We start from the raw sequence: 23,287 nt of genomic DNA on the forward strand, positions 1-23,287 counted from the left end.
ATTGGTCTATACCTTTCGACACGGCGTCGGCCCGGACCTGGGGAACCTTGGCCAAATCCCGTTCCCGTCCGCGTCACCCCTCCCCCGCCCGTCCCGCCCGTCCCCCACCGGGACGGGCCGGGTCACAGGGCGTCCGGGCCGCGCAGCGGGTTGGGCAGCGGCAGGTAGCGGGCGTCTGCCCCGTCCGCGCGGGTCCACCGCAGCAACAGGTTCGTCTTGGCCGGAAGGGACGGGGCGGACAACAGGGCGGCCACCTCCGGCAGGCCGTGCTCGCGGTCGTAGCGCAGGAACTCCTCGCGCACGGCGGGCCACACGGAAGCGGCCGTCCGCGGGTGCCACTGCGCCAGGGCGCCCGCGACCTCCATCAGGTGGTTGACGACCAGGCAGTACACCAACCGCCGCCAGGCGGCCTCGCGCGTACTGTCCCCGGGAAGTTTCACCCCCTCCGCGTCGCGGAAGAGGGCCTGCACCGGCGTCCCCCGGTCGTCGACGGCGACCAGGCAGTTCTGGAGGTGGGCCTCCAGCACCACGCCGTGCCGCGCGAACAGGTCCAGGACCGGAGGGACGACGTGGCCCAGGTACGCCCGCCACCAGGCGGCCGGGTCGGCCGCCCGCTCCAACGGACTGCCGGGGAAGCCCTCGGCGAGCGCCGCGCAGAGCAACGGCCCCGACCCGGGTACGGTCCCCTCGCGCAGGCCGTCGCGGACCAGGACGGCCAGTTCCTCGAAGGCGAAGCCCGCGGTGCGGTAGCCCCGGTCCGAGAGCCACGCCGCCGGCGACCCGGTGCGCCGCCGCAGGTCCGCGAAGCCCGCCACGACGGCGGAGTCGACGCGGCGCAACCGCTCCAGGTCGTGGCGCCACAGCCGGCGGACGTCGTTGGTGATGCGGACGTCGAGGCTGAACTTCGCGAACAGGTCGGCGCCGCCGTCCGCCGCGTACACGGTGCGCACGGAGGCCGTCGGCCACACCGGGAGCCGGGTCGGGCCCAGCCGCTTGAGGCGGCCGTCCGCGAAGGCCCCGCGCAGTCGCGGCCGTCCGGCGACCAGGTCGAGCTGCCAGGGGTGGGCGGGCAGCAGGACGTACCCGGCGGGCGGGCGGGGGCCGCCGAGGATGCCGGCGAGCGCGTCGACGGCGTCGGCGACGGCCGGGCCGCCCTCCTCCACGACCTGGTCCTCGCGCAGCGCGAGCAGCTCCAGCGGGAAGCGGGCGTGGGCCTCCGGGGCGTACGGGAGCCAGCTCTTGGCGGGTTCGGCGCCCCGGGCCTTGGGCGCCGGGTGGTGCGGATGCCCCATCACCAGGGCCTGCTCGGACAGGACGTACGGGTCGGCGGGCGGCGTGGCGGCGGCCCGCGCGGCCAGCAGCGCGGCCACGACGTCGCGGCTGTCGGTGATCTCGCCGGGCAGTTCGTCGTTGGGGACGCCGGTGTACCGCAGCAGCTCGTCGTGGACCAGGGCGACCAGCCCGGCGTGGTCGAGCCCGTGCCAGCTCCCGTCCTCCGCCCGCAGCCGCGGGTCCGCCGGGCGGCGCCCACCGCCGACCCGCAGCAGACGACCGCTGCCGCGCAGTCGGTACGTCCGCCCGTCCTCGGGGTCCGCGGCCTCCCTCAACAGGCAGTTCAGCAGGGGGGCGGCGGCGTGGGCATCGGCGTCGGCGAGGGGGTGCACTGGTTCCATTCGGTCCATCCGGAGTGCCGGAGGCGCGTGAGGCGGACCACCGGTCGTGATCTTCAGTATCCGCGATGATGACCTGATCATCAGGTCATCAGGCAAAGCGATCCGAAAGGAATGGGACCCTGGACGGCAGCACGCACGCCCCCGACTCCGGCCCCGCCGGCCACCGCCCCGTCACCGCGGCCGAGGAGGCCGTCGCCGTCGCGCTGGCCGACGTACGGCCCGCGCTCACAGCGGCCTACGAGGCCCGCCTGGACGGCGCGCGGGCCGCCGTGCTGACCCGGCTGTGGCGGGCGCTGGCCTTCGAACCGTTGCCGTGGATCGCGCGCCGGGAGCACGGGCCCGGCACGCTCACCCTCTCGCTCGCCGACGGCCGCCGGCTGGAGGGACCCGCCGCGGACCCGTACGCGACCGACGCGTACGTGCGCGAGGTGTCGCTCGACGGCCGGACGCACCGGCGGGCGGCCCGTCTCGTGGAGGCGCTCGGCGTGCCCCACGGCGCGGCCTTCGCCGCCGAGTTGGACGACAGCACCGCCTCCCTCGCGCTCTCGCGCGCGGGCGCGTACGCCCCGGACGCGCGGGAGTCGGGTCGGGAACCGGACACCACCCGGGAGTGGGAGCAGCGGGTGGTGGACGGCCATCCCTACCACCCCAACTGCCGCTCCCGTCCCGGCTTCTCCGTGGCCGAGCAGTTGGCGTACGCGCCGGAGCACCGGCCGGTCGTGACCCTGCCCACGGTGTCCGTCGCCGCCCGGGAGTGCCTGGTCGGCGGGGACTGGCCGGACCGGCTGCGCGCAGGGGACCGGATCCTGATCCCCGTGCACCCCTGGCAGGCCGAGCACGTCCTCAAGGGCGAGGCCGTCGGAGGCGACCGGGGCCGGGAGGGGATCGCGGCGCACCCGCTGATGGCGCTGCGCACCCTCGCCCCCGTCGCCGGCGGCCCCCACGTGAAGACGGCGCTCAGCACCCGGCTGACCTCCTCCGTCCGGGACATCTCCGGCTACTCCATCGAAACGGCGGCCGTGGTCTCGGCCTTCGCGCAGTCGCTGGGCGAGCGGCTGGAGGGCCGCCTGCACATCACCCGCACCCTGGGCGCGGTCACCGCGCACAGCCCCGACCTGGCGGCGGTGCTGCGCGAGGCGCCGGAGGCGTACGCGGGCCCGGGCGAGCGGGTGGTGCCGGTGGCGGCGCTGGCCGGTACGGAGGCGGCCCGGTCGGCGTCCTGGCGGGCCGAGTTCGCCCGGCTCGCCCTGTCCGTGTGCCTGCGGGTGCTGGACCTCGGGGTGGCCCTGGAGGCGCACGGGCAGAACCTGCTGGTGGTCCTGGACCCCGACGGCCGGCCCGTGCGGCTGGTCTACCGGGACCTCGCCGACATCCGGATCAGCCCGGCCCGCCTGGCCCGGCACGGTCTGGCGGTCCCGCCCCTGACGGGCCGGCTGGTCACCGACGACGAGACCGTGCTGCGGCGCAAGCTCTTCGGTTCGCTGGCGGCCGGCGCGCTCGCCTCGACCGCCGGTTCCTCGGCGGCCTTCGCCGGGGACCTGGAGGCGGCGCTGGACGGCCTCGCGCCCACCGCCGACCTCGCGGCGCTGCGCCGCGGCCCCCTCCCGGTGAAGGCGCTGACGCTGATGCGGCTGAGTCCGGGTGTGCCGGGCGACCAGTGGGCCGACCTGCCCCGTCCGTCGACAGGAGGCCGAATCGGGGGGTGAGCCGGCCCGTCGGGCGGGCTACTGTTCAGGGGCATGACAGAGACCTCGCGCCTGAGCGCCGTCCGGGCCTCCTACGACGCCGTCGCCCTCGACTACGCCCGTCAGCTGAGCGGGGAACTGGCGGCCAGACCGCTGGAGCGGGCGATGCTGGGCGCGTTCGCCGAGTCCGTACGCGGCGCCGGCGGCGGGGCGGTGGCCGACCTGGGCTGCGGCCCCGGCAGGGTGACGGCCCACCTGGCCGGCCTCGGCGTACGCGCCTTCGGCGTGGACCTGTCGCCCGCCATGGTCGCGGTGGCCCGGCGCGACCATCCCGGACTGCGGTTCGAGGTGGGCCGGATGGCACCGCTGGACATGGCGGACGGGGTGCTCGGCGGGGTCGTGGCCTGGCACTCCACCGCGCACACCCCGCCGGGGGACCTGCCGGGCCTCTTCGCCGAGTTCGCCCGCGTCCTGCGGCCCGACGGGCACGCGCTGATCGCCTTCGAGGCCGGCGAGGGCCGGCGCAGGCTGGAGCACGCCTACGGCCGTCCGGTCGACCTCGACGTGTACGCCACCCCGCCCGACCGGATGGCCGCGCTGCTGGAGCGGACGGGCCTGACGGAGGTGGCCCGCCTGGTCCGCCGGCCGCTGGGCGACGAACCGCACCCGCGGGGGTTCCTGATGGTCCGCAAACCGCCCGCGCCGTAGGCGGGGCCGGGGCGGACCGGGCCCGGACGGGGGGCGCGCCGTTCGGAGGCACGACCGTTCGAGGCTTGCGCGTTCGAGGACCTACCCGTTCGAGGCGTGCGCCGTTCGGGGGGCAGCGGGGCGCGGGCGGGCCCGCCTTCGCCGGGATCGGGCCGGGCGGTGGCAGGAAGGAAGGATGAGCCTTCCCCGCCGCAGGTTCCTCGCCGGAGCCGGAGCGGGCGCCGCCGCCCTGCTCACCACCGGGGCGCGCGCCCGCTCCGCCGCCGACTTCGGCGCGCTCGCCCGCGCGGTCGACGGCCGCGTCGTGCTCCCGGCCGACCGGGACTACCCGGAGGCCCGCAGGCTCTTCCAGCCCCGCTACGACTCCGTCCGGCCCGGGGCCGTGGCCTATCCCGCGCACGCCGGGGACGTGGCCGTCTGCCTGGAGTTCGCCCGCCGCGCCGCCGTCCCCGTCGTTCCGCGCGGCGGCGGCCACAGCTACCCGGGCTGGTCCACCGTGGAGGCCGGGCTCGTGATCGACACCGGGGCCATGGCCGGGGTGACGGTCGAGGGGGACGGCGTACGGGTCGGCGCGGGGGCCCGGTTGGCCGACGTGCACGGGGCCCTCGCCGGACGCGGCCTGGGCCTGCCCGCCGGGCTGTGCCCCTCGGTCGGCATCGCCGGGTTGGCCCTCGGCGGCGGCCTCGGGATCGCCTCCCGGGCCCACGGGACCACCTCCGACCGGCTCACCGGCGCCCGCGTGGTCACCGCCGACGCGGTGGTGCGCGAGGTCGACGCGGGCCACGACCCCGCCCTGTACTGGGCGCTGCGCGGTGGCGGGGGCGGCAACTTCGGGGTGGTGACGGAGTTCCGCTTCCGTACCCACCCGGTGTCCGAGGCCGCGTTCGCGGAGCTGCACTGGTCCGGCGGCGACTCCCCGGCGGTGCTGCGCGGCTGGCAGCGGTGGCTGGCCGGGCTGCCGGACCCGTTCTGGAGCCAGGTGGAGTTCACCTCCGAGTCCGGCTCCGGCTCCGGCTCCGGGCAGGGGCGGGGGCGGGGCGCGGGCGCGGTCCCGGCCGTCCGCGTCCTGTCCCTGGACGGGCGCGGGGAGCTGGAGCGGGAACTGGCCCGGCTGACCGGGCTGGTGGCCCGCGAGCCCCGGGACGCGTGGGTCGTCGTACGCGGCTACGGGGACACCGTCCGGGCCATGGCGGGCTGCTCCGGCTCGGACTCCGCCGCCTGTCGGCTGCCGGGGCGCCTGCCCGGCCGTGATCCGCGGGGCACCCTGACCCGTGACTCCTACGCCGCGCGCAGCGACTTCTGGGGCGGGGGCGGGTTGCCGGACGCCGCGATCGAGGTCGTGCTGGACGCCGTCGCGCGGCACGCCCGGGCCGTACCGCGCGGCGGGCGCGGGGTGGTGCAGTTCGACGGGGTGTGCGGGGGCGCCGTGAACCGGGTGCCCGCGACGGCCACCGCGTTCGCGCACCGCGACAGCGCCTTCCTGGCCCAGTACCTCGTCTACTGGCCGGAGTCGGCGCCGGCCCCGGACGTGGCCCGGCACAGGGCCTGGTTGGACGGGCTCTGGCGGGATCTGCGGCCCTGGGCGGGCGGCAGCGCCTACCAGAACTACGCCGACCCGCTGCTCACCGGCTGGCGCGAGGCCTACTACGGGCCGAACCTCGCCCGGCTGGAGGAGGTCCGTCGGACCCACGACCCCGACCGGCTCTTCCGCTTTCCCCAGGCCGTCTAGGCCGTGGCCGTCGAACGGGGCCGTACGGGCCTCGGGCCTCGGGCCTCGGGGCGAACCGGCGGGCCGAGGAGGCCGCCGCCGAGGCCGCCGCTGCCGAGGAGGCCGCCGCCGAGGAGCGCGGGCGACCGACGAGGACGCCGCGCGGCGCGGTGTCGGGCCTGCGAGGCCCTGCGCGGCACGGCGCAGGGCCTCGCGGGCCCGATCTGATCCGGAAGAGACACGACCCAGTCCCCCGACCCGAACTGGAGCCAGACATGCGACCCACGTCGATGGTGGCGGCCGCCGTGGCCGCCACCGCGCTGCTGCTGCCGGGCGGCTCCCTGCCCGTCGCGCGGGCGAGCGGTGCGGAGGCGGCCGTCGAGCACTGGACCGCGCGGGAGGCCGCCGCGTTCTGGACGCCGGAGCGGATGGCCGCCGCGATCCCGCTCCCCGACCCGCCGACCCCCGCGTCGGTGCCCGTACCGGCGGCGGACGCGCAGGCGGGGCCCGCCCCGGAGCCGGTCGCCGCGCCCGCCGCGGGAGCGGTCCCGGACGCCGCACCGGGCGCGGGAGCCGTCCCCGACGCGGATCCCGCCGCGGATCCCGCCGCCGCCCCGGACCCGGCCGCGGGGGCCCTCCCGGCGGCCGCCCCGCCGCCCGCCACGGACCCGGCGGCGGACCCGGCGGCGGACCCGGCGGCGGACCCGGCGGCCGGACCGCGGTCGTCGCCGACCCCGGCCGCCGCCCCACCCCCCGCTGCGGGCCCCGGCACGGGCCCCGGCACCGGGCCGGCCGCCGTGCCCCCGCTCACGACGCCGCCCACCGAGGCCGCCGCCCTCGCCCCCCTCCCCGCGAGCCCCGCGCCCCCGACGGGGACGACCGACCCCGCGCCCCACGCCGGACCCACGGTCCCCGGCGTCCCGGCTCCCCCGACGGCCCCGCCGGCCCCCGGCACGGCCCCCACCCCTCCCGGCGTCCCGTCGCCCGCCCCCCGACCGGTACGCCCGCCGGCGCTCCCCGCGTCCGCGGGCACCGGTCGCGACTTCGGCGGGGTCCCGGCCGTAGGCCGGATGTTCGTGATGAAGGGGTCCGGCGCCTATTTCTGCACCGCGAGCGTGGTGTCCTCCGCCGGCCGCGACCTGGTGATCAGCGCCGCGCACTGCCTCCTGGGCGCGAACACCCGTCAGATCGCCTTCGTACCGCGCTACACGCGGGCCAAACCCCAGCCCTACGGCCTCTTCCCGGTGCTGCGCGACGCCGCCGGCCGCTCCAGGGTGTGGATCCACCAGCGGTACCGCACCCAGGGGGCCGAGAAGGCGGCCACCCTGGACGTGGCGTTCGCGCGGGTCGGCCCGAACTCTTCCGGCAAGGCCGTCGAGAAGGTCGTCGGCGGCAACCGGCTCGTCACCGGGGCGACGTTCGCGCACCCGCAGGTCACCCTGATCGGATACCCGTCCTCCGCGGCCCGTCCCCGGATCTGCGTGAACCGGACGACCAAGTTCACCAGCAAGGACGTGAAGAGTCCCGGATCGTTCCTGCGCATCAACTGCACCGGCTACCCGGGCGGCACCAGCGGCGGGCCCTTCCTGGTCCGCTACGACGCGAAGCGCGGGACGGGGGACGTCGTCGGCGTCATCGGGGGCTGGAAGACCGGCGGGCCGACGCCGGACACCTCGTACAGCTCCTACTTCGGAGCCGAGGTCAGGAAGCTGTATCAGGCTGCGGTCGCCGGGGCGCGGGTGGGGTGAGCACGCGCACCCAGCGGGTGCGGCGCGGGTTGCCCACCGTGCGCGGGGTCGTCGGGAGTTCGTCGACGGTCAGCGGGTCGGGTGGCGAGAGCTCCAGCTGGCGGCGCAGATCGGCCAGCGCCGCGTGGACGGGGGCGAGGATGACCTCGGCGCGGGGGTGGATGTGGGCGAGGGCGTGCGCGGTGGTCTCGATCGACTCGGCGGCGTCCTCGGCGGCGGTACGGCTCCACCCGCCGGGGCGGCCGCCGCCCCAGGGCACGACGGCGTCGTAGAGGTGGCAGGCGGCGTCGGCCGAGGCGTCGGCCCGTTCGGCGACGCCCGGCGCCGCGATGGTCGGCAGCAGCTCCATGCCCCGGTCAACGAGCGGGGCCCGCCGGAGGAACGAGCCGGGGCCGTGAATCGCCGCGCCGTCCCGCGGGCGTGCGCGCGGGCTCACCCCGCCACGGTCTGCAACCACAGCGGGAGCAGCAGGAGGGACACCAGCGAACTCTTGATCACGATCGACGCGGAGAGGTCGACGCCGACGTCGTAGCGCTGGGCGAAGACGAACAGGTTCTGCGGGGTCGGCATGGCCGCGATCAGGACGAGGTAGGCGAGCCAGTGGCCCCGGACGCCGAGCAGGGGCCCGCACACGACCCAGGCCAACAGCGGGAAGGCCACGCACTTGAAGGCGATCAGGGCCATCTCCTCGCGGGTGGTTCCCCGCAGGCGCAGGCCCACGGCGCCGAGGTGCAGCCCGAGGGCGAACAGGGCGACGGGCGAGGCGCTGTCGCCGACGAAGGCGGCGGCGTCGAGCGCCACCGACGGGACGGGCACCGTCAGGAGGTTGAGCAGGATGCCCGCGTTGCAGGCGAGGACGAGCGGGGTGGCGAGGGAGGAGCGCAGGGCCCGGCCGAGGCGGGCGGCGGGCCCGCCCGGGGCGGGGCCGGCGCGGCCCAGTTCCATCACGGCGATGACGACGAGGGACAGGACGCAGACCTGGAACAGCAGGATCGGGAAGATCGGGGCGGCCGTGCCGAAGACGGTGATGAAGACGGGGACGGCGAAGTAGGCGGTGTTCACCTGGACGCCCGCCATCACGCGCAGGGCGACGGCCCGGGGGTCGCGCACCCCGTGGACGGCGGCGCCGAGGGCCACCAGGAGCACGGCGAGGCCGGCGGCGGCCGCGTAGCCGCCGACGGCGCGCCAGTCGAAGAGGGCGCCGAGGTCGGCGGTGTAGATGTTGCCGAAGAGGTAGCAGGGGACGGCGAAGAGGAAGGCGTAGTCGGCGAAGGCCTTGGAGGCCTCGGCCGGGACGGCCTTGCGGCGGGCGAGCAGGACGCCGCCGCCGAACGCCAGCAGGACCGGCACCAGCTTCTCGAGTGCCGCCGCCCCGCCCATGCGTACCCGCTCCCCTGATCGACCGCGTGCAGCCTATCCGTCCGCCGCGAACGGGCGTCCGGCGCATAGGCTGGACCGATCATGAGCCTGAAAGCGCGTGCCTCCCGGACCCGTACCTCCCTGCGGGCGCGTCTGTCCCGCGCGGCGCCTGCCTCCGACGAGCCCGGCGAGGCCGGTGAGCCCGGCGAGGCCCGGGCGGCGGACCGGGCGGCGGACCGGGCGGCGGACCGGGCCGGGCGGCCGAAACGGCCGACCGGGGCGACGCGACCGAAGCGACCGAAGCGGCGGACCGGGCCGGAACGCCCGGACGCCTCGGAGCGCCCCGGGACCCTCGCCCAGCTCGCCATCGCGCTGCGCTCGCCCGGCCGGCCCGGGGAGCCGCTGTTGGCCCGGGCTCCCAAGCGTTGGCAGCGGCTGCTGCCGTTCGCGGTGGTCGCCCTCTTCGTCGTGACGCTGCTTCCGGTCACGATCGCGGTGCTGACCGACGACTACGGCCTGGGCGGCGGCTGGGCCGGCGCCCTGGGCGTGGCCCAGACGGTGCCGCTGCTGCTGGCCGTCACCCGGCCCGTGCCGGCCTGGGCGATGGTGCTCGGCGCCGACGTGCTCGGGGCGGTGCTGCTGACCGGCGCGGACCGGACGGCCGACCACGCCTGGCCGTGGACCCCGATGGTGGTCGTCGGCTACCAGGTGCTGATGATCTGTCTGGGGCTGCGCGAGTCCATCGGCACCCTCGTGCGGGTGTGGCTGGCCACCGGCGCCGTCGGCGTGGTCCTGGGCTTCTTCCAACCCGCCGGGGTGACCAACACCGTGGCGCTGCTGTTCGTGCTGAGCGGCGCGCTCCTGGCGTTGACGGGTGCGCTGCGGGGTCTGGGCGACGCCCGCCAGCGCGTCGTCGAGCAGCGCGGCATCAGCGAGGCGGAACGGGCGCGGCGCACCCTGTTGGAGGAACGGGCGCGCATCGCCCGGGAGTTGCACGACGTCGTGGCGCACCACATGTCCGTGATCACGGTGCAGGCCGACTCCGCGCCGTACCGGCTGCCGGGCATGGAGGAGCCGGTGCGGGAGGAGTTCGCGGCCATCGCGGCGAGCGCGCGCGAGTCCCTGGCGGAGATGCGGCGGCTGCTGACGGTGCTGCGCGGCGACGGGTCCGACGCCGCGGACGGCGGGTCGGGCGAACGGGCCCCGCAGCCGGGCATCGACCGGATCCAGCAACTGGTGGAGGCGACCGTACGGGCGGGGCTGCCGGTGGAGTCGTCCCTGGCGGCGGGGGTCGCGGACGGGGTGCCCCCGGCCGTGGACCTGTCGGCGTACCGGATCGTGCAGGAGGCGTTGGCGAACGTGGTGCGCCACGCGCCGGGGGCCCGGACGCGGGTGTTGGTGACGCGTTCCGTCGAGGAGGCGGAGGTCCTCGTGCTGGTGGTCAACGGACCCGCGCGGGACGAGGTGGTGGCCTTGGAGGCCTCGGGGACCGGGCACGGTCTGGTGGGCATGCGCGAACGCGTACGGTTGACCGGCGGGACGCTGGACACCGGACCGCTGCCGGACGGCGGCTTCCGGGTGGCGGCCCGACTGCCCCTGGACACGGCCGCCGGGGACCTTGGCCCGCACACCGACCCGAGCGAGGAACCGAGTTGACCATCCGCGTGATCATCGTCGACGACCAGGCCATGGTGCGGGCGGGGTTCGCCGCCCTGCTGTCGGCGCAGCCGGACATCGACGTGGTGGGCGAGGCCCCCGACGGCCGCGAGGGGGTGCGGGTCTCGCGGACCGCGCACCCGGACGTGGTGTTGATGGACGTACGGATGCCCGAGCTCGACGGCCTCTCGGCGGCGCGCGAGCTGCTCGACCCGCCGCCGGGGGTGGTGCACCGGCCGAAGGTGCTGATGCTGACCACCTTCGACATCGACGACTACGTCTACGAGGCGCTGCGCGCCGGCGCCTCGGGGTTCCTCCTCAAGGACGCCCCGCCGGCCGACCTGATCGCCGCCGTGCGGATCGTCGCGTCCGGCGAGGCGCTGCTGGCCCCGTCGGTGACCCGCCGGCTGATCGCGGACTTCGTGCGGCAGCGTCCGGCGCCGCGCAAGGACCCCTCGCTGCGCCTGAACGGGCTGACGCCCCGCGAGACCGAGGTCCTCGAACTGATCGCGCGCGGCCTGTCGAACCAGGAGATCGCCGCCCACCTGGTGCTGGCGGAGCAGACGGTGAAGACGCACATCGGCCGGGTGCTGGGGAAGCTGGACCTGCGCGACCGGGCACAGGCGGTGATCTTCGCGTACGAGGCGGGCCTGGTCCGCCCGGGCGACACCCCCTGACCCATCGCCACCACCATCGCCACCGCCCGGTTCGCCGGCCGGAGGTCGGGGCCCGTCCGGCGCCGGCTCCCGATCGCCCGAAGGCGACACCGGGTCGCGGGCGGTGCGCGCCGAGCCGCGGAGCACCAGAATCGCGTCGACAGCGCGACTCGGGACCGGGCAGAGTGTCCACCCGTGACGAGCAGTGAACTGTGGACCCGCGCGACCGCCGACCGCTACGACGCCGAGGAGGCCGAGGCCTCCTCGGCCGCCGTTCTCGGACCGACCCTCGACTTCCTCACCGAGCTCGCCGGAGACGGCCGGGCGCTGGAGTTCGCCATCGGAACGGGACGGGTGGGGATCCCGCTCCGGGAACGCGGCGTGCCGGTGGTGGGCATCGAACTGTCCGAGCACATGGCGGCGGTGCTGCGGCGCAAGGTCGACGAAGGCGTCCTCCCGGTGGTCATCGGGGACATGGCCACCACCGTGGTTCCCGGCGCCTTCGGCCTGGTCTACCTCGTCTACAACACCATCACGAACCTGCTCACGCAGGACGAGCAGGTCGAGTGCTTCCGCAACGCCGCACGGCATCTGGAACCCGGCGGCCGGTTCGTCGTCGAGCTGGGCGTGCCGCCGCTGCGGTTCCTGCCGCCCGGCCAGGTCGCGGTGCCGTTCGACGTCTCCGAGCGGCATCTCGGCTTCGACACCTTCGACCTCGTCGAGCAGGTGCTCGTCTCGCACCACTTCACGCGCGACGGCGACGACGGCCGCTACCGCCGTGAGAACTCCCGGCACCGGTACGCCTGGCCGGCCGAACTCGACCTGATGGCGCGGCTCGCCGGGCTCGCGCTCGAACGTCGCGTCGCGGACTGGGACGGGTCCCCCTTCACCCAGGACAGCGCCAAGCACGTCTCCGTGTGGCGCAAGCCGGCCTGAGACCGGAGGAAGGGCGCCGTCTCCTCCACCCCCTACCCGAGTGGGACGAGGGTTGCGGCGGGGACCCGGTTCGCGTACGTCACCACCACGGTCCGCTGTGTGGGCTGTGAGCTGTCACCACCGAGCGGCAGATCGTGCCCGATGGACGACGTTGCCCGGCCGCGGTGATTCGGGGCCGGGCAACGCCTTGTGGAGTGGTGGTTATCCGATGGTGCGGAAGGTCTTCCAGTCGTCTTCCTCGACGCGCCAGCCGTTGGCGATGGTGCTGCGGCCTCCGTGGTAGAGGTGCAGGGTGCCGTCGTTGCGGGTCAGGTACATGTCGGGGATGCCGTCGTTGTTGACGTCGGGGGTGCCGCGCAGGAGGGGCCAGGTGGCGCTGTCCCAGCCGGTGGTGGCGTAGGTGAGGTCCTTGCCGTCGGCGGAGTTGACGGCGAGGGCGATGGAGTTGAGGTCGACGCCACCGTTCGCGCCGGGCTTGCCTCGGCGCAGGGCCAGGCCGCGTTCGGGGCTGGAGTCGTCGCGGAAGAGGAGGTCGGGTACTGCGTCGCCGGTGATGTCGCGGACGTTGACGATGTCGCGTGAGGTCCAGCTGGTGGCGGAGAGCTGGCGTGCTTCGGTGATGGTGGCGCCGCTGTAGCCGGTCAGGACCCACAGGGCGTCGCCGGCGGTGGCGAAGAGTTCCTCGGAGTTGTCTCCGTTGACGTCCTGGACGACCACGATCTGCGTGAACGTCGCCGGGTCGGGCGCGCCTGCCGGCAGGAGGACCTCGGTGCGGCGGCTGATGTCGAAGCGGCCGTTGCCGTCGCCCTGGTAGACGTACAGCTTGCCGTCGGGCATGCGGGCGATCAGGTCGGTGATGCCGTCACCGGGGTACCAGTCGGTGGAGTGCGAGATGAGGGCGCTGCGGCCGTTGACGTCCTTGAAGTAGCCGGCCGGGGCGGGCTTGCCGTTGTCGGTGGCGGCGGGCATCCAGGCGTCGACGTCGCCGACGGCGTCGGCGGGGTAGACGCGCAGGTCGCCCGCGCCGTCGACGGCGAGGATGTCGGCCTTGCCGTCTCCGGTGACGTCACCCGCGCCGTCGAGGCCGGGGCGGGGACGGACGTAGAAGGTGTAGGTGAAGGGGACCGAGACGTTGCCGGCCTTGTTGACGATGCGGACGTAGAAGATGTTCGGGCCCGCGTTGTCGGGGTTCACGTCGACGGTGACGGTGTCCTGGCCCGCGGCGGGGACGGCCTTCTGGTCGTAGACGGGGTGGTTCAGCGACCACTGGAACTCGCGGATGTCGGCCGGGTTGGTGCCGCCCGCGATGACGGTGATCTTGCCGGGCCCGAGGGTGTTCCTGCTCCACTCCGCCCCGTCGGGGCCGGGGGCGGGGAAGTCCTCGGAGCGTATGGTCGGCGCGGTGGGCTGGGTGTGGTCGACGGTGAAGGTGCACGGCTTGTCGGTGCCGGCCGGGCCCTCGGGCGAGCGGGCGCCGTCGTGGTCGATGCTGACGGCCGCCCACGAGTAGGCGTCGTTCGCGGTGAACAGCTCCCACTTCAGGGTGGTGCGGGCGACGCCGTAGCTATCGGGGGTCACCTCCTGGTCGAAGAGGACCTTGCCGTCCCGTACGCGCCACATCCGCATCTGGACGGCGCGCAGGTTGCCGTCGCCGTCGCGGCCCTGGACCTCGAACATGACGTCGGACTTGCCGACCTTGTTGAACGGGGCGTCGGTCACGCACAGACCACCGGGGACGGTGTCCATGCCTGCCAGGGTGGGCTCGTCGGGGGCCTTGTTGTACTCGACCTCGATGTACGGGGCGCTCTCGCCGTTCGCCTGGAACTTCTTCCAGTAGCTGGGGTCGCTCTCGTTGGGGGAACGGAAGCCCAGGGTCAGGTTCTGCCAGGCGCCGCGGGCGCCCTCCTCGACGGTGGACTTGATGTCGATGCCGACCCAGGCGTCGGGGCAGGCGCTCTTGGAACCGTGATTGGTGGTCGCGCCGGCGATCCGCTTGCCCCAGAAGCCGCCGGTGTTGTTCCACGTGCTGGAACTGGTGATCAACGGAGTGTGGTAGACGTCGAACGGCCGTGCCTCGCACCCCCAGTTGTAGGTCTGCAGGGCACGCAGATGCGCCGAGCGGATCTGCGTCCCGTGGATCTGGCTGCCGAAGTCGAAGATGAACGCCGACCGTGAGGTGCCGTACGTCGTCGTCTCGTAGCCCACGCGCGCCTCGGGCGTGCCGGAGCCGCTGTTGTAGTTCTGCCCGTTCCAGAAGCTCGAGCCGCCCTCCGTCTTGTAGAGGGTGGTCCAGTTCTGCTTGTGACCCTTGAAGGAGGGGTCGATGAAGACGGGGTAGACAGTGTCCGCGTCCTCCAGCAGCTGCGTGTTCGGCTTGACGGTCAGGACGTTCTCGGCAGACAGCTCGGCCCCGGCCGCCTTCGCGTGGTTGCCCTCCGCCCCGTTGAGACCGGGCAGCGCCAGGGTGGGGTGGTCCTTCGCCTCCGGCGCCGGCTTCGCCTGTGGCTCGCCCTCGGTGACGGCGACCTTGCCCGCCGAGTCCCACATGTACGGGGTCGGGGAGCCGGCGACCTCCTCACCCTTGGCGTCGCGGGCACTGACGGAACGGGACTCTCCGTCGAGGTGGAACGTCAGGTCCGGGGAGGAGAGGCGGTAGTCCAACCGGCCGAGCAGCGGATCGGAGGCCGCCTGCTTGTCCTTGACGACCAGGACGTGCGTGTATCCGCCGTCCTGAGCGGTCATCACCAGGTCGATGCCCGGGCGGACGTTCTCGTACAGCGCCCGCGGGCCGGAAATCACCGGCGCGGGCAGCGGCCCGGGCCAGCCCACGACGAGGTCGTGACCGTCCAGATTCAGCCGTACGAGATCACTCCACTGCGGTACCGGACCATCCGCCTTCACCGCGGCCGGACGCACCAGCGCCACGCGAGAAACGCCCCGAGAAGCCCGCTCCCCACCCCCACCGACGGCGGCGGACTGCGCCTGGGTGCCCGCGCTGAACACCACGCGCCCGTTCACGGCCCTCGGCGCGAAACCACCCTCCACCCGCTCCAGGGTGGTGTCGATCGGCTTCCACTCACCACCGACCTTCGCACGGGTCGCCACGCTCGACACCCGCAACTTGAACACACCGTTCGGCTGCGCCCAGGTCGTGGTGTGCGCGCTCGCCTCCGAGGTCACCTCGACGTCGCGACCGCTCTCCTTCGCCTGCCGACGCGCCTCGGTGGCGTTCACCGGACCCTGCGGCGTATCCGCCTTGGGCGCGGGACGGGTCTCGGCCGACGTACGACCGCCGCCTTGGGTGAGCGCGACGGGAACCGCTACGGAAACCGCGAGCAGAGCGGCGACGCCACCCAGGGCCCGGCGTCGCCGGTACCAGCGGCGCGGAGCGCTTTCCGCGTCAACAGGAGGTTTTTCGAAGGGCTGTTGCGAATGCTCTTCCGAGGATTCGTTTTCGGACACGATGTTTCTCTCCCCCCTCGGGAGCGTTTTTTCGCCACCCCTGGGTGTTCGCAGGCAAATGAGCCCGTCAGTCGGGCAGCGCGAAGAACCGGCTCCCCGACCGGCGTTCGCGCATGGAATGTGCGAGCAGATCATGACGCATCGCGTGGTCGACGTCACCTGCGGCAACACCATCCATCGGTCCTTTATATTCCTTTTGTCATAAGCTATGCAGACGGTAAGTGATTTATTCCACACCGGATAGCGGACTCTGGATTTCGCCCGCCGCAGGCCGCAGAATCAGCGCACTATTTGTCAGTTCCCTGCCACACGTGTGTCATCACCGTGGGCAGAGCGTGGGGGGTCCACATGTCGCCGTTCTCGGCGCATCATTTCCACCTGCCCGGAAACAGAAGGTCGCGCGAGAAACGCGCGCGCCTCGCCGGGCGCACCGGCGTCACCGTCTCGGTGGCGCTGATCGCATCACTCCTGCCCATCCAGGCCTGGGCCGCACCGCCTGGCTCCCGGGACGGTGTACAGCTGCCCGGTCTTCAGCAGGACATGAAGGCCAAACTCGACAAGGTCGAGGCGGCCAAACTCGAAGGCTGGGCCGGTGCTCCCGTCCAGTCGCCGCCGGAGTACGAACCGACGAAGGTGACGCCCCCGGCCGCGGGCAGCGTCCCCGTACCGCTGGCCGGCGACCAACTGAAGCAGGCGGGCACGCTGCCCGTCAGCATCGGCAAGGCCTCGCCGACCCCGGAGAACCCGACACCGCCGGAGCCTTCCGGCACCTGGACGGTCGGCGTCGAGAACCGCGCGGTGACCGAGGCCGCGAACGTCGACGGCGCCCTCATCAAGGTCACCCCGCCGGCCGACGCCGCCGCGACACCGGTCGACGTCCAGCTGGACTACAAGCAGTTCAAGGACCTCTACGGCACCGAGTGGGCCACCCGCCTGGAACTCAAGCAGCTCCCTGCCTGCTTCCTGGAGACGCCCAACCTTCCCGAGTGCACCGTCTCCAAGGACGTCCCCAGCACCAACGACCCCGCCACCGGTACCGTCCGCGCCACCGTCGACCCGGCCACCGCACCGGGCCAGGGCCTGCGCACCATGGCCGTCGGAGGCGGCGGCCCGATGGTCCTGGCCGCCTCCGACGGCGCCTCGGGCGCAGGCGGTACGTACAAGGCGACCCCCTTGGCCGCATCGGGCAGCTGGAGCGCGGGAGGCAGCAGTGGCGGCTTCTCGTGGACCTACCCCCTGACCCTCCCCGCGGCTCCTGCTGGGCCGACCCCATCCATCGCGTTCTCGTACTCGTCCCAGGCCGTCGACGGCAAGACGTCCGTCAGCAACGGCCAGGCATCCTGGATCGGCGACGGCTGGGGCTACGACCCCGGGTTCATCGAGCGCCGTTATCGTTCGTGCGCCGATGACCGAAAGGCCACTCCCGCCAAGCCGAACAACGACAACAGCGGGGACAAGAAGAAGGGCGACCTGTGCTGGGCCGGCGACAGCCTGACCCTCTCCCTGGCGGGAGGCACCACCGAGCTGGTCCACGACGCGGCCAGCGGCCAGTGGGTACCCGCATCGGACAACGGGTCCAAGGTCGAGCGCAAGACCGACTCGTCGATCGCCAACGGTGCCAAGGACGGCGAGTACTGGGTCGTCACCACGCGTGATGGAACCCGCTACCACTTCGGTCGGCACGACGTGGACGGCACCGGAACCCGCGCGGTCACCAACTCCGTCTTCACCGTGCCCGTCTTCGGCAACCACCCCGGCGAGCCCTGCTACCAGACCTCGTACGCGGCCTCGTCCTGTGACCAGGCCTGGCGCTGGAACCTCGACTACGTCGAGGACGTCCACGGCAACGCGATGGTCATCGACTGGGCGAAGGAGACCAACCGCTACGCCAAGAACGAGAAGTTCAAGGAGAAGGTCGCCTACACCCGAGGCGGACATCCGACGCAGATCAGCTACGGGCTGCGCAGCGACAACCTCGCCGGCGCGCCGGCGGGCAAGGTCGAATTCACGGTCGCCGAGCGCTGCATCAAGGAAGGCACCACGCAGTGCTCGGACGCCGAGTTCGAGGGCAACAACTACGGGGGCAAGCAGCCCTGGTGGGATACGCCTTCCACCCTGCACTGCAAGGCGGACGCCAAGGACTGCTATGTCGGTTCGCCGACCTTCTGGACGCGCAAGCGCCTGACCTCGGTGACCACGTACGGCCAGCGCACCGAGGGCTCCACCGCCCTTTCCTTGGTGGACCGGTGGAGCCTCACCCAGTCGTTCCCCAAGCAGCGCACGGACACCCATCCGCCGCTGTGGCTGGAGTCCATCACCCGCACGGGCTACGGCACGGGCAAGGACGACGCCGGCAACCAGGAATCGACCCCGTTGCCGCCCGTCGCCTTCCTCGCGAACGTCCAGGACATGCCCAACCGTGTCGCGACGGGACCCAATGACGCGACACCCGACTTCGACCGTCTGCGTGTGGAGACCATCCGCACCGAAACTGGCGGCGAGACGTACGTCGACTACTCGGCGCCATGCGCGGTCGGCAGCACGCACCCCAAACCGGAGGAGAACACCACTCGCTGCTTCCCGGTTCATTGGTCTCCGGACTCTGATCTGGAGAAGCCGCCGCTGGAGTGGTTCAACAAGTATGTCGTCGACAAAGTCGTAGACAAGGACCGCGTCGCCCGACAGACCGATGTCATCACGTCGTACACCTACGAGGGCGACGCCGCCTGGGCCAAGGACACCGACGAGTTCACCAAGCCCGAACTGCGAACCTACAGCCAGTGGCGCGGCTACGCGAGCGTCGTCACCAAGCGGGGTGCCACGGCCAACACCGGCAAGAGCGACGCGACAGAGGAATCCCAGTCACGTCACCGCTACTTCCGCGGAATGTCGGCGGATGCAGGCCGGCCTAAGGCGATCGTCAAGGACTCCGCAGGTGTGGAGGAATTGGGCGAGGACCTCCCCCAATACCAAGGTCTGGTCGCCGAGACGCTCACCTACACCAAGGCGGGCGGGGCGGTCGTCTCCCGAGTGCTGACCTGGCCCTGGAGCCAGAAGACCGCCTCACGGACCCGCGACGGAACCACCCCCTTGGACGCACACCGCGGCGGCACCGCGCGGACGGACGAGATCCAGGCCGTCAGTGGCGGCAAGTCCCGCATGATCCGCACGGTCGGCAGTTACGACCCGGCGAACGGGCTGCCGCTCACCCAACAGACGGACGTGCTGTCCCACAACGGAACCGCGTGGACGACCGTCCAGCAGAGTTGCACCACGACCAGCTACGTCCACAACCCCGCGAAGAACCTTGTAGGTCTGCCCCAGCGCGTCCGCAAGACCACCGGGGACTGCGCCCACGCGTCGACCGGCGCCGTCCTTCAGGACGTACGCACCTCCTACGACGCACTCAACGCCTTCGGGACCGCGCCCACCCTCGGTTTGGCCCTGCAGATCGACACCATCGACGCGGCGGGCACCGGGTGGGTGACCTCCGGCCGAGTCGAGTACGACTCCCTGGGCCGACGTACGAAGAGCTTCGACGCGGCGGGCAAGGCCACCTCCACGACCTTCAGCCCCGCCACCGGCGTTGCTTTCTCCCTGACAGAGTCCAACCCCTTGGGGCAGACCGGATCGACCAAGATTGATCCTGCTCGTGGAAGTGCCCTGGAGACGACCGACATCAACGGTCGCAAGATCGTTTCCACCTACGACAACGTCGGTCGACTCACCGCGACCTGGACCCCGTCCCAGAAGACGACGGACAAACCGGCCCGGACCTTCACCTATCGAGTGTCCGAGCACGAAGCGCCTACCGTCACGACCAAAACTCTCAAGGACGACGGCACCTACAACACATCCGTCACCCTCTACGACGGCCTGCTTCGCCCGCGCCAGACGCAGGCGGACGCCCTGGGAGGCGGCCGACTCATCACGGACACCTTCTACAACCCCGACGGCAGCGTACGCCGGACCAACAACGGATACCTCGCGGAAGGCAAGCCGGGCACGACCGTCTTCGTCCCGGAAAGCCTCTTCCAGGTCCCCAACGCCACCGAGACCGCCTACGACGGCCTGGGCCGCACCATCCGCACCACGAGTCTTCAGGGCGGCGTGGCGAAGACCGCCACGACAACGGAGTACGGCGGCGACTGGACCCGTACCCGCTCCGCCATGTCCCCCGACGGATCCACCCCCCTCCAGGGCAGCCGCGCGACTGAAGCCCGCACCGACGCCCTGAACCGCACCACCGAGGTCACCAACTTCACGGCGACCGACCTGACCACTTCCACCAAAACCTCGTACGCCTACGACGAGCGGGGAAACCTCTCCAAGGTCACGGACCCCGCCGGCAACGCCTGGACCTACGGCTACGACGCCCGCGGCCGCATGACCTGGTCCGACGACCCCGACATGGGGAAGGCGACCTTCACCTACGACAACCTCAACCAGCGGACCTCCACCACCGACTCCTCGGGCCGCGCCCAGTTCACGACCTACGACGCCCTCGGCCGAACCACCGAGCTGCGTGACAACGCCGCCGACGGTCCGCTTGTGGCGTCCTTCGTGTTCGACACCCTGCCGAACGCCAAGGGCCTGCCCGTCTCCTCCACCCGCTACGAAGCCGGCGCGCCCTACAAGAGCGAAATCACCGGCTACGACGCCGAGTACCGTCCCACCGGATCGAAGATCACGATCCCGGACGTCCCCGCCACCAAGGGCCTTTCCGGCACCTACACCTCGACCACCACCTACACCCCGACCGGCAAGGTCCAATCCACGACCCTCCCCGCCACCCCCGGCGGCCTGGCCGCGGAAAGACTCGTCACCCGCTACGACGCCGACGGCATGCCCAAGAGCCTCTCGGGCCTGGCCTGGTACAACGCCGACGTCAAGTACAGCCCGTTCGGCGAAATCCTGCGCACGGCCACCGGCAACGCACCCAACCGGGTCTGGACCACCACCCACTACAACCCGAACACCGGCCAGGTCACCAACCAACTCAGCGACCGCGAAACAGCTCCCAACCGCATCAGTGATGTCTCCTACACCTACGACCCCGCTGGCAACATCACCTCCATCGCCGACAGCCAGCCCGGCGACCGAGTGGACCGCCAGTGCTTCGCCTACGACCCGATAGGCCAACTCACCAAGGCCTGGACCGGCAAAACGGCGGCCTGCACCGGCCCCAGCCTCACCGACGTCACACCCGGCCCGGACGGCGACGGCTTCTGGCAGGAATACCAGTTCGACAACATCGGCAACCGCACCAAGCTGATCAACCGCGACCTGACCAACGGCGCACTGGACGACGAAACCACCTACACCTACGGCGTCACCATCGGCGCCAACGGTGCGCAGCCGCCCCTCAAGACCCAGCCCCACGCCCTGGCCAAGGTGGAGAAGACCACCCGCAAGCCGGGCTCCACCATCAACTCCCTGTCCACCTATGAATACGACGCTGCCGGCAACACCAAGAGCCGGCGCATCGACGGCGACACCCAGACCCTGAACTGGGACCGCCGCGGCAAGGTCACCTCGGCCACCAGCCCCGGCATCGGAGCCGTCTCCCTCATCGGAGCCTCCGGCAAGTGCGCCGACGTCGAGAGCTCCGGGACCAACGACGGCACCCCCGTCCAGATCCACCCCTGCAACGAAACCCGCGCCCAGCAGTGGCGCCTGACCGGCGACACCGTCCGCGCCCTGGACAAGTGCCTCACCACCAGCGGCACCAAACTGGTCCTGGCCACCTGCGACGGCGGTGACAAGCAGAAGTTCGTCTACCGCGCCGGGGACAAGTCCCTGAACAACCCGGCCACCAACCAGTGCGTCGACGTGCCCAACAACGCTGCCGACGGCAGTGACCTCCAGCTGTGGTCCTGCAACGCGACAGGCCCACAGCAGTTCACATTCGACAACACCACCACCTACCTTTACGACGCCGCCGGAAACCGGCTCATCGAGGAGACCGGCAGCTCCCGCACCCTTTACCTCGGTGGCACTCAGGTCACCGTCAACAAGGCCGGCCAGGCACTCAACGCCGTCCGCTACTACAGCGGCCCCGGCGCCACCACGGTCCGTCAGACCAGCGGGAAGGCCACCAACCACCAGCTCAGCGTTCAACTCTCCGACCACCACGGCACCGCGACGACCACTGTCGACCAGAACACCGGCCAGACAGTCACCCGACGCAAGTCGGACCCGTACGGCAACCCTCGTGGCGCGCAGCCAGGCAGCTGGCCGGGCGATCGCTCCTTCCTCGGCAGCGGCATCGACGACACCAACACGGCACTCACCCACATCGGTGCCCGGGAGTACGAGCCCACCACGGGCCGCTTCATCTCGGTCGACCCGATCATCGACATCACCGACCCGCTCCAGATGAACGGGTACACCTACGCCAGCGGAAACCCGGTCGTCAACTGGGACCCCACAGGCCTGCGCACCGAAGAATGCGGAACGCTCTACAACTGCAACGGCCATACGGTCATCACCGCATCGAATTCGCATGAGATCACGTATATGCCGCCGTCACACCAGCGCCGGTACTACGAGACCCATGCCCCGTCTCCGGACTACCGCGGCAACAACGGGAACGGCGACAACTGGTCCCCGACCAGGATCACGAAGCAGATCCTAAGCAACCACAACATCAAGTACGTCACGGCCCACAACATCAAAAAGACCGCCACATTCATGGTGGCGGGTTTGGGCAAGGGTGTTGCGGACCTGGTGTCCATAACCATGCCGCGGCCTGTCGCGCAGGCTCTCTCGCTCGTCGGGATCCCGTCACCGGATGAGGCCTACGACCGATTGATGGAACACTTCGGTGTAGACACCAAGGACAAGCACTACGAGCTTGCTTCTTGGTTCGCCCCGGTGCCGATGGGAATGGTCGGCAAGGGTGCCAAGCTCGCGGCCGGCGAAGGCAAGGCCGCCGGCAAGGTGCTCAAGCCCTGTGACAGCTTCACCCCCGGCACCAAGGTCCTCCTGGCGGACGGCACCAGCAAGCCCATTGAGGACATCCGAAGCGGCGACGAGGTCATCGCCACGGACCCCGAGACCGGGGCTACCCTGGCGAAAACCGTCACCGCGACGATTTTCACTGAGGACGATAAGAAGTACGTCGACATCGAGATCGAAGCAGGTGATGACAGTGGCACCATCACCGCAACGGACCACCACATCATCTGGTCCGAGACGAAGCACGCTTGGATCGAAGCCCGCGACCTCCGCCCGGGGGAATCCCTCCGCACGGATCAGGGCACCACTGCCACCGTCAAGCGCACGCACCTTTATGGGACAATACAGGACACTTATAACCTGACAGTGGCCGACCTCCACACGTACTATGTGCTGGCGGGGGCCACTCCGGTCCTGGTCCACAATTGCAACAAGAATCAAGGCGTCTACATATTCGACGACAAGTCGAAGCCTGGCCACGTTTATATCGGCAAGACCAACAACTTTAACGTTCGACTGAACAAGCACGCAGACTTGGGCAGGCGAGACAAGGATGGGCCTGTCATTTGCATCCATGTGTGCGGAGATGACAACGCTCTCAGGATCCGAGAGCACATCATGAAGGTTCAGTTCGAAAAAATGGGCTTTAAGCTCAGTAGTGGCATTGAGGGGTTTGGTCGAAACCTCTACAACAAGCGCCAGGCGACTCAGCCTGAGCTCCCGTTCGAGTAGGGCG

The 23,287-nt window shown here is 71.8% G+C and carries 12 protein-coding genes; 8 read left to right on the forward strand and 4 right to left on the reverse strand.

The window, feature by feature from the left end:
• Positions 1–122 precede the first annotated feature (122 nt).
• On the reverse strand, positions 123–1,682 hold the full coding sequence (locus ACZ6ZI_RS29825) for an IucA/IucC family protein (protein ID WP_469525908.1): 1,560 nt from the start codon (positions 1,680–1,682) through the stop codon (positions 123–125).
• A 110-nt stretch (positions 1,683–1,792) separates the two neighbouring features.
• Here ACZ6ZI_RS29825 and ACZ6ZI_RS29830 point away from each other — a divergent pair, with 110 nt between their 5' ends.
• The 4 genes from ACZ6ZI_RS29830 to ACZ6ZI_RS29845 all read left to right on the forward strand — a co-directional run bounded on the left by ACZ6ZI_RS29830 (position 1,793) and on the right by ACZ6ZI_RS29845 (position 7,522).
• Positions 1,793–3,379, forward strand: coding sequence for an IucA/IucC family protein (locus ACZ6ZI_RS29830; RefSeq protein ID WP_469526158.1), 1,587 nt, complete (start codon positions 1,793–1,795; stop codon positions 3,377–3,379).
• A 33-nt stretch (positions 3,380–3,412) separates the two neighbouring features.
• A complete protein-coding gene (locus ACZ6ZI_RS29835) occupies positions 3,413–4,066 on the forward strand; it encodes a class I SAM-dependent DNA methyltransferase (protein WP_469525911.1) in 654 nt (217 codons plus the stop codon).
• A 175-nt stretch (positions 4,067–4,241) separates the two neighbouring features.
• Positions 4,242–5,795 carry an FAD-binding oxidoreductase gene (locus ACZ6ZI_RS29840; RefSeq protein WP_469525912.1) on the forward strand — a complete coding sequence of 518 codons (1,554 nt, stop codon included), beginning with the start codon at positions 4,242–4,244 and terminating at the stop codon, positions 5,793–5,795.
• 254 nt (positions 5,796–6,049) lie between these two features.
• Positions 6,050–7,522: a hypothetical protein gene (locus ACZ6ZI_RS29845; protein ID WP_469525914.1), complete on the forward strand. Its 1,473-nt coding sequence runs from the start codon at positions 6,050–6,052 to the stop codon at positions 7,520–7,522.
• On the opposite strand, the gene ACZ6ZI_RS29850 is transcribed toward ACZ6ZI_RS29845, so the two are convergent.
• Entirely contained in the window at positions 7,476–7,871 is a 396-nt protein-coding gene (locus ACZ6ZI_RS29850) for a hypothetical protein (protein WP_363060243.1), read from the reverse strand. The genes ACZ6ZI_RS29845 and ACZ6ZI_RS29850 overlap by 47 nt on opposite strands.
• Before the next feature lie 83 nt (positions 7,872–7,954).
• On the reverse strand, positions 7,955–8,902 hold the full coding sequence (locus ACZ6ZI_RS29855; protein ID WP_469525916.1) for an AEC family transporter: 948 nt from the start codon (positions 8,900–8,902) through the stop codon (positions 7,955–7,957).
• A gap of 81 nt (positions 8,903–8,983) precedes the next feature.
• On the opposite strand from ACZ6ZI_RS29855, the gene ACZ6ZI_RS29860 reads away from it, so the two are divergent.
• The 3 genes from ACZ6ZI_RS29860 (at position 8,984) to ACZ6ZI_RS29870 (ending at position 12,129) form a co-directional block, all read left to right on the forward strand.
• On the forward strand, positions 8,984–10,537 hold the full coding sequence (locus tag ACZ6ZI_RS29860; protein WP_469525918.1) for a sensor histidine kinase: 1,554 nt from the start codon (positions 8,984–8,986) through the stop codon (positions 10,535–10,537).
• Positions 10,534–11,214 (forward strand): response regulator transcription factor, encoded by a 681-nt coding sequence (locus ACZ6ZI_RS29865; RefSeq protein WP_363060237.1) that lies wholly within the window; start codon positions 10,534–10,536, stop codon positions 11,212–11,214. The genes ACZ6ZI_RS29860 and ACZ6ZI_RS29865 overlap by 4 nt, the downstream gene beginning before the upstream one ends.
• A gap of 174 nt (positions 11,215–11,388) precedes the next feature.
• On the forward strand, positions 11,389–12,129 hold the full coding sequence (locus ACZ6ZI_RS29870; protein WP_469525921.1) for a class I SAM-dependent DNA methyltransferase: 741 nt from the start codon (positions 11,389–11,391) through the stop codon (positions 12,127–12,129).
• A 201-nt stretch (positions 12,130–12,330) separates the two neighbouring features.
• On the opposite strand, the gene ACZ6ZI_RS29875 is transcribed toward ACZ6ZI_RS29870, so the two are convergent.
• A complete protein-coding gene (locus tag ACZ6ZI_RS29875; RefSeq protein ID WP_469525924.1) occupies positions 12,331–15,363 on the reverse strand; it encodes a DNRLRE domain-containing protein in 3,033 nt (1,010 codons plus the stop codon).
• Between the two features lie 576 nt (positions 15,364–15,939).
• Between ACZ6ZI_RS29875 and ACZ6ZI_RS29880 the strand changes: the two genes are divergently transcribed.
• Positions 15,940–23,283, forward strand: coding sequence for a polymorphic toxin-type HINT domain-containing protein (locus ACZ6ZI_RS29880; protein WP_469525927.1), 7,344 nt, complete (start codon positions 15,940–15,942; stop codon positions 23,281–23,283).
• The last annotated feature ends 4 nt before the right edge of the window (positions 23,284–23,287 follow it).

The organism is Streptomyces sp. NPDC103540 (genome assembly GCF_055584445.1).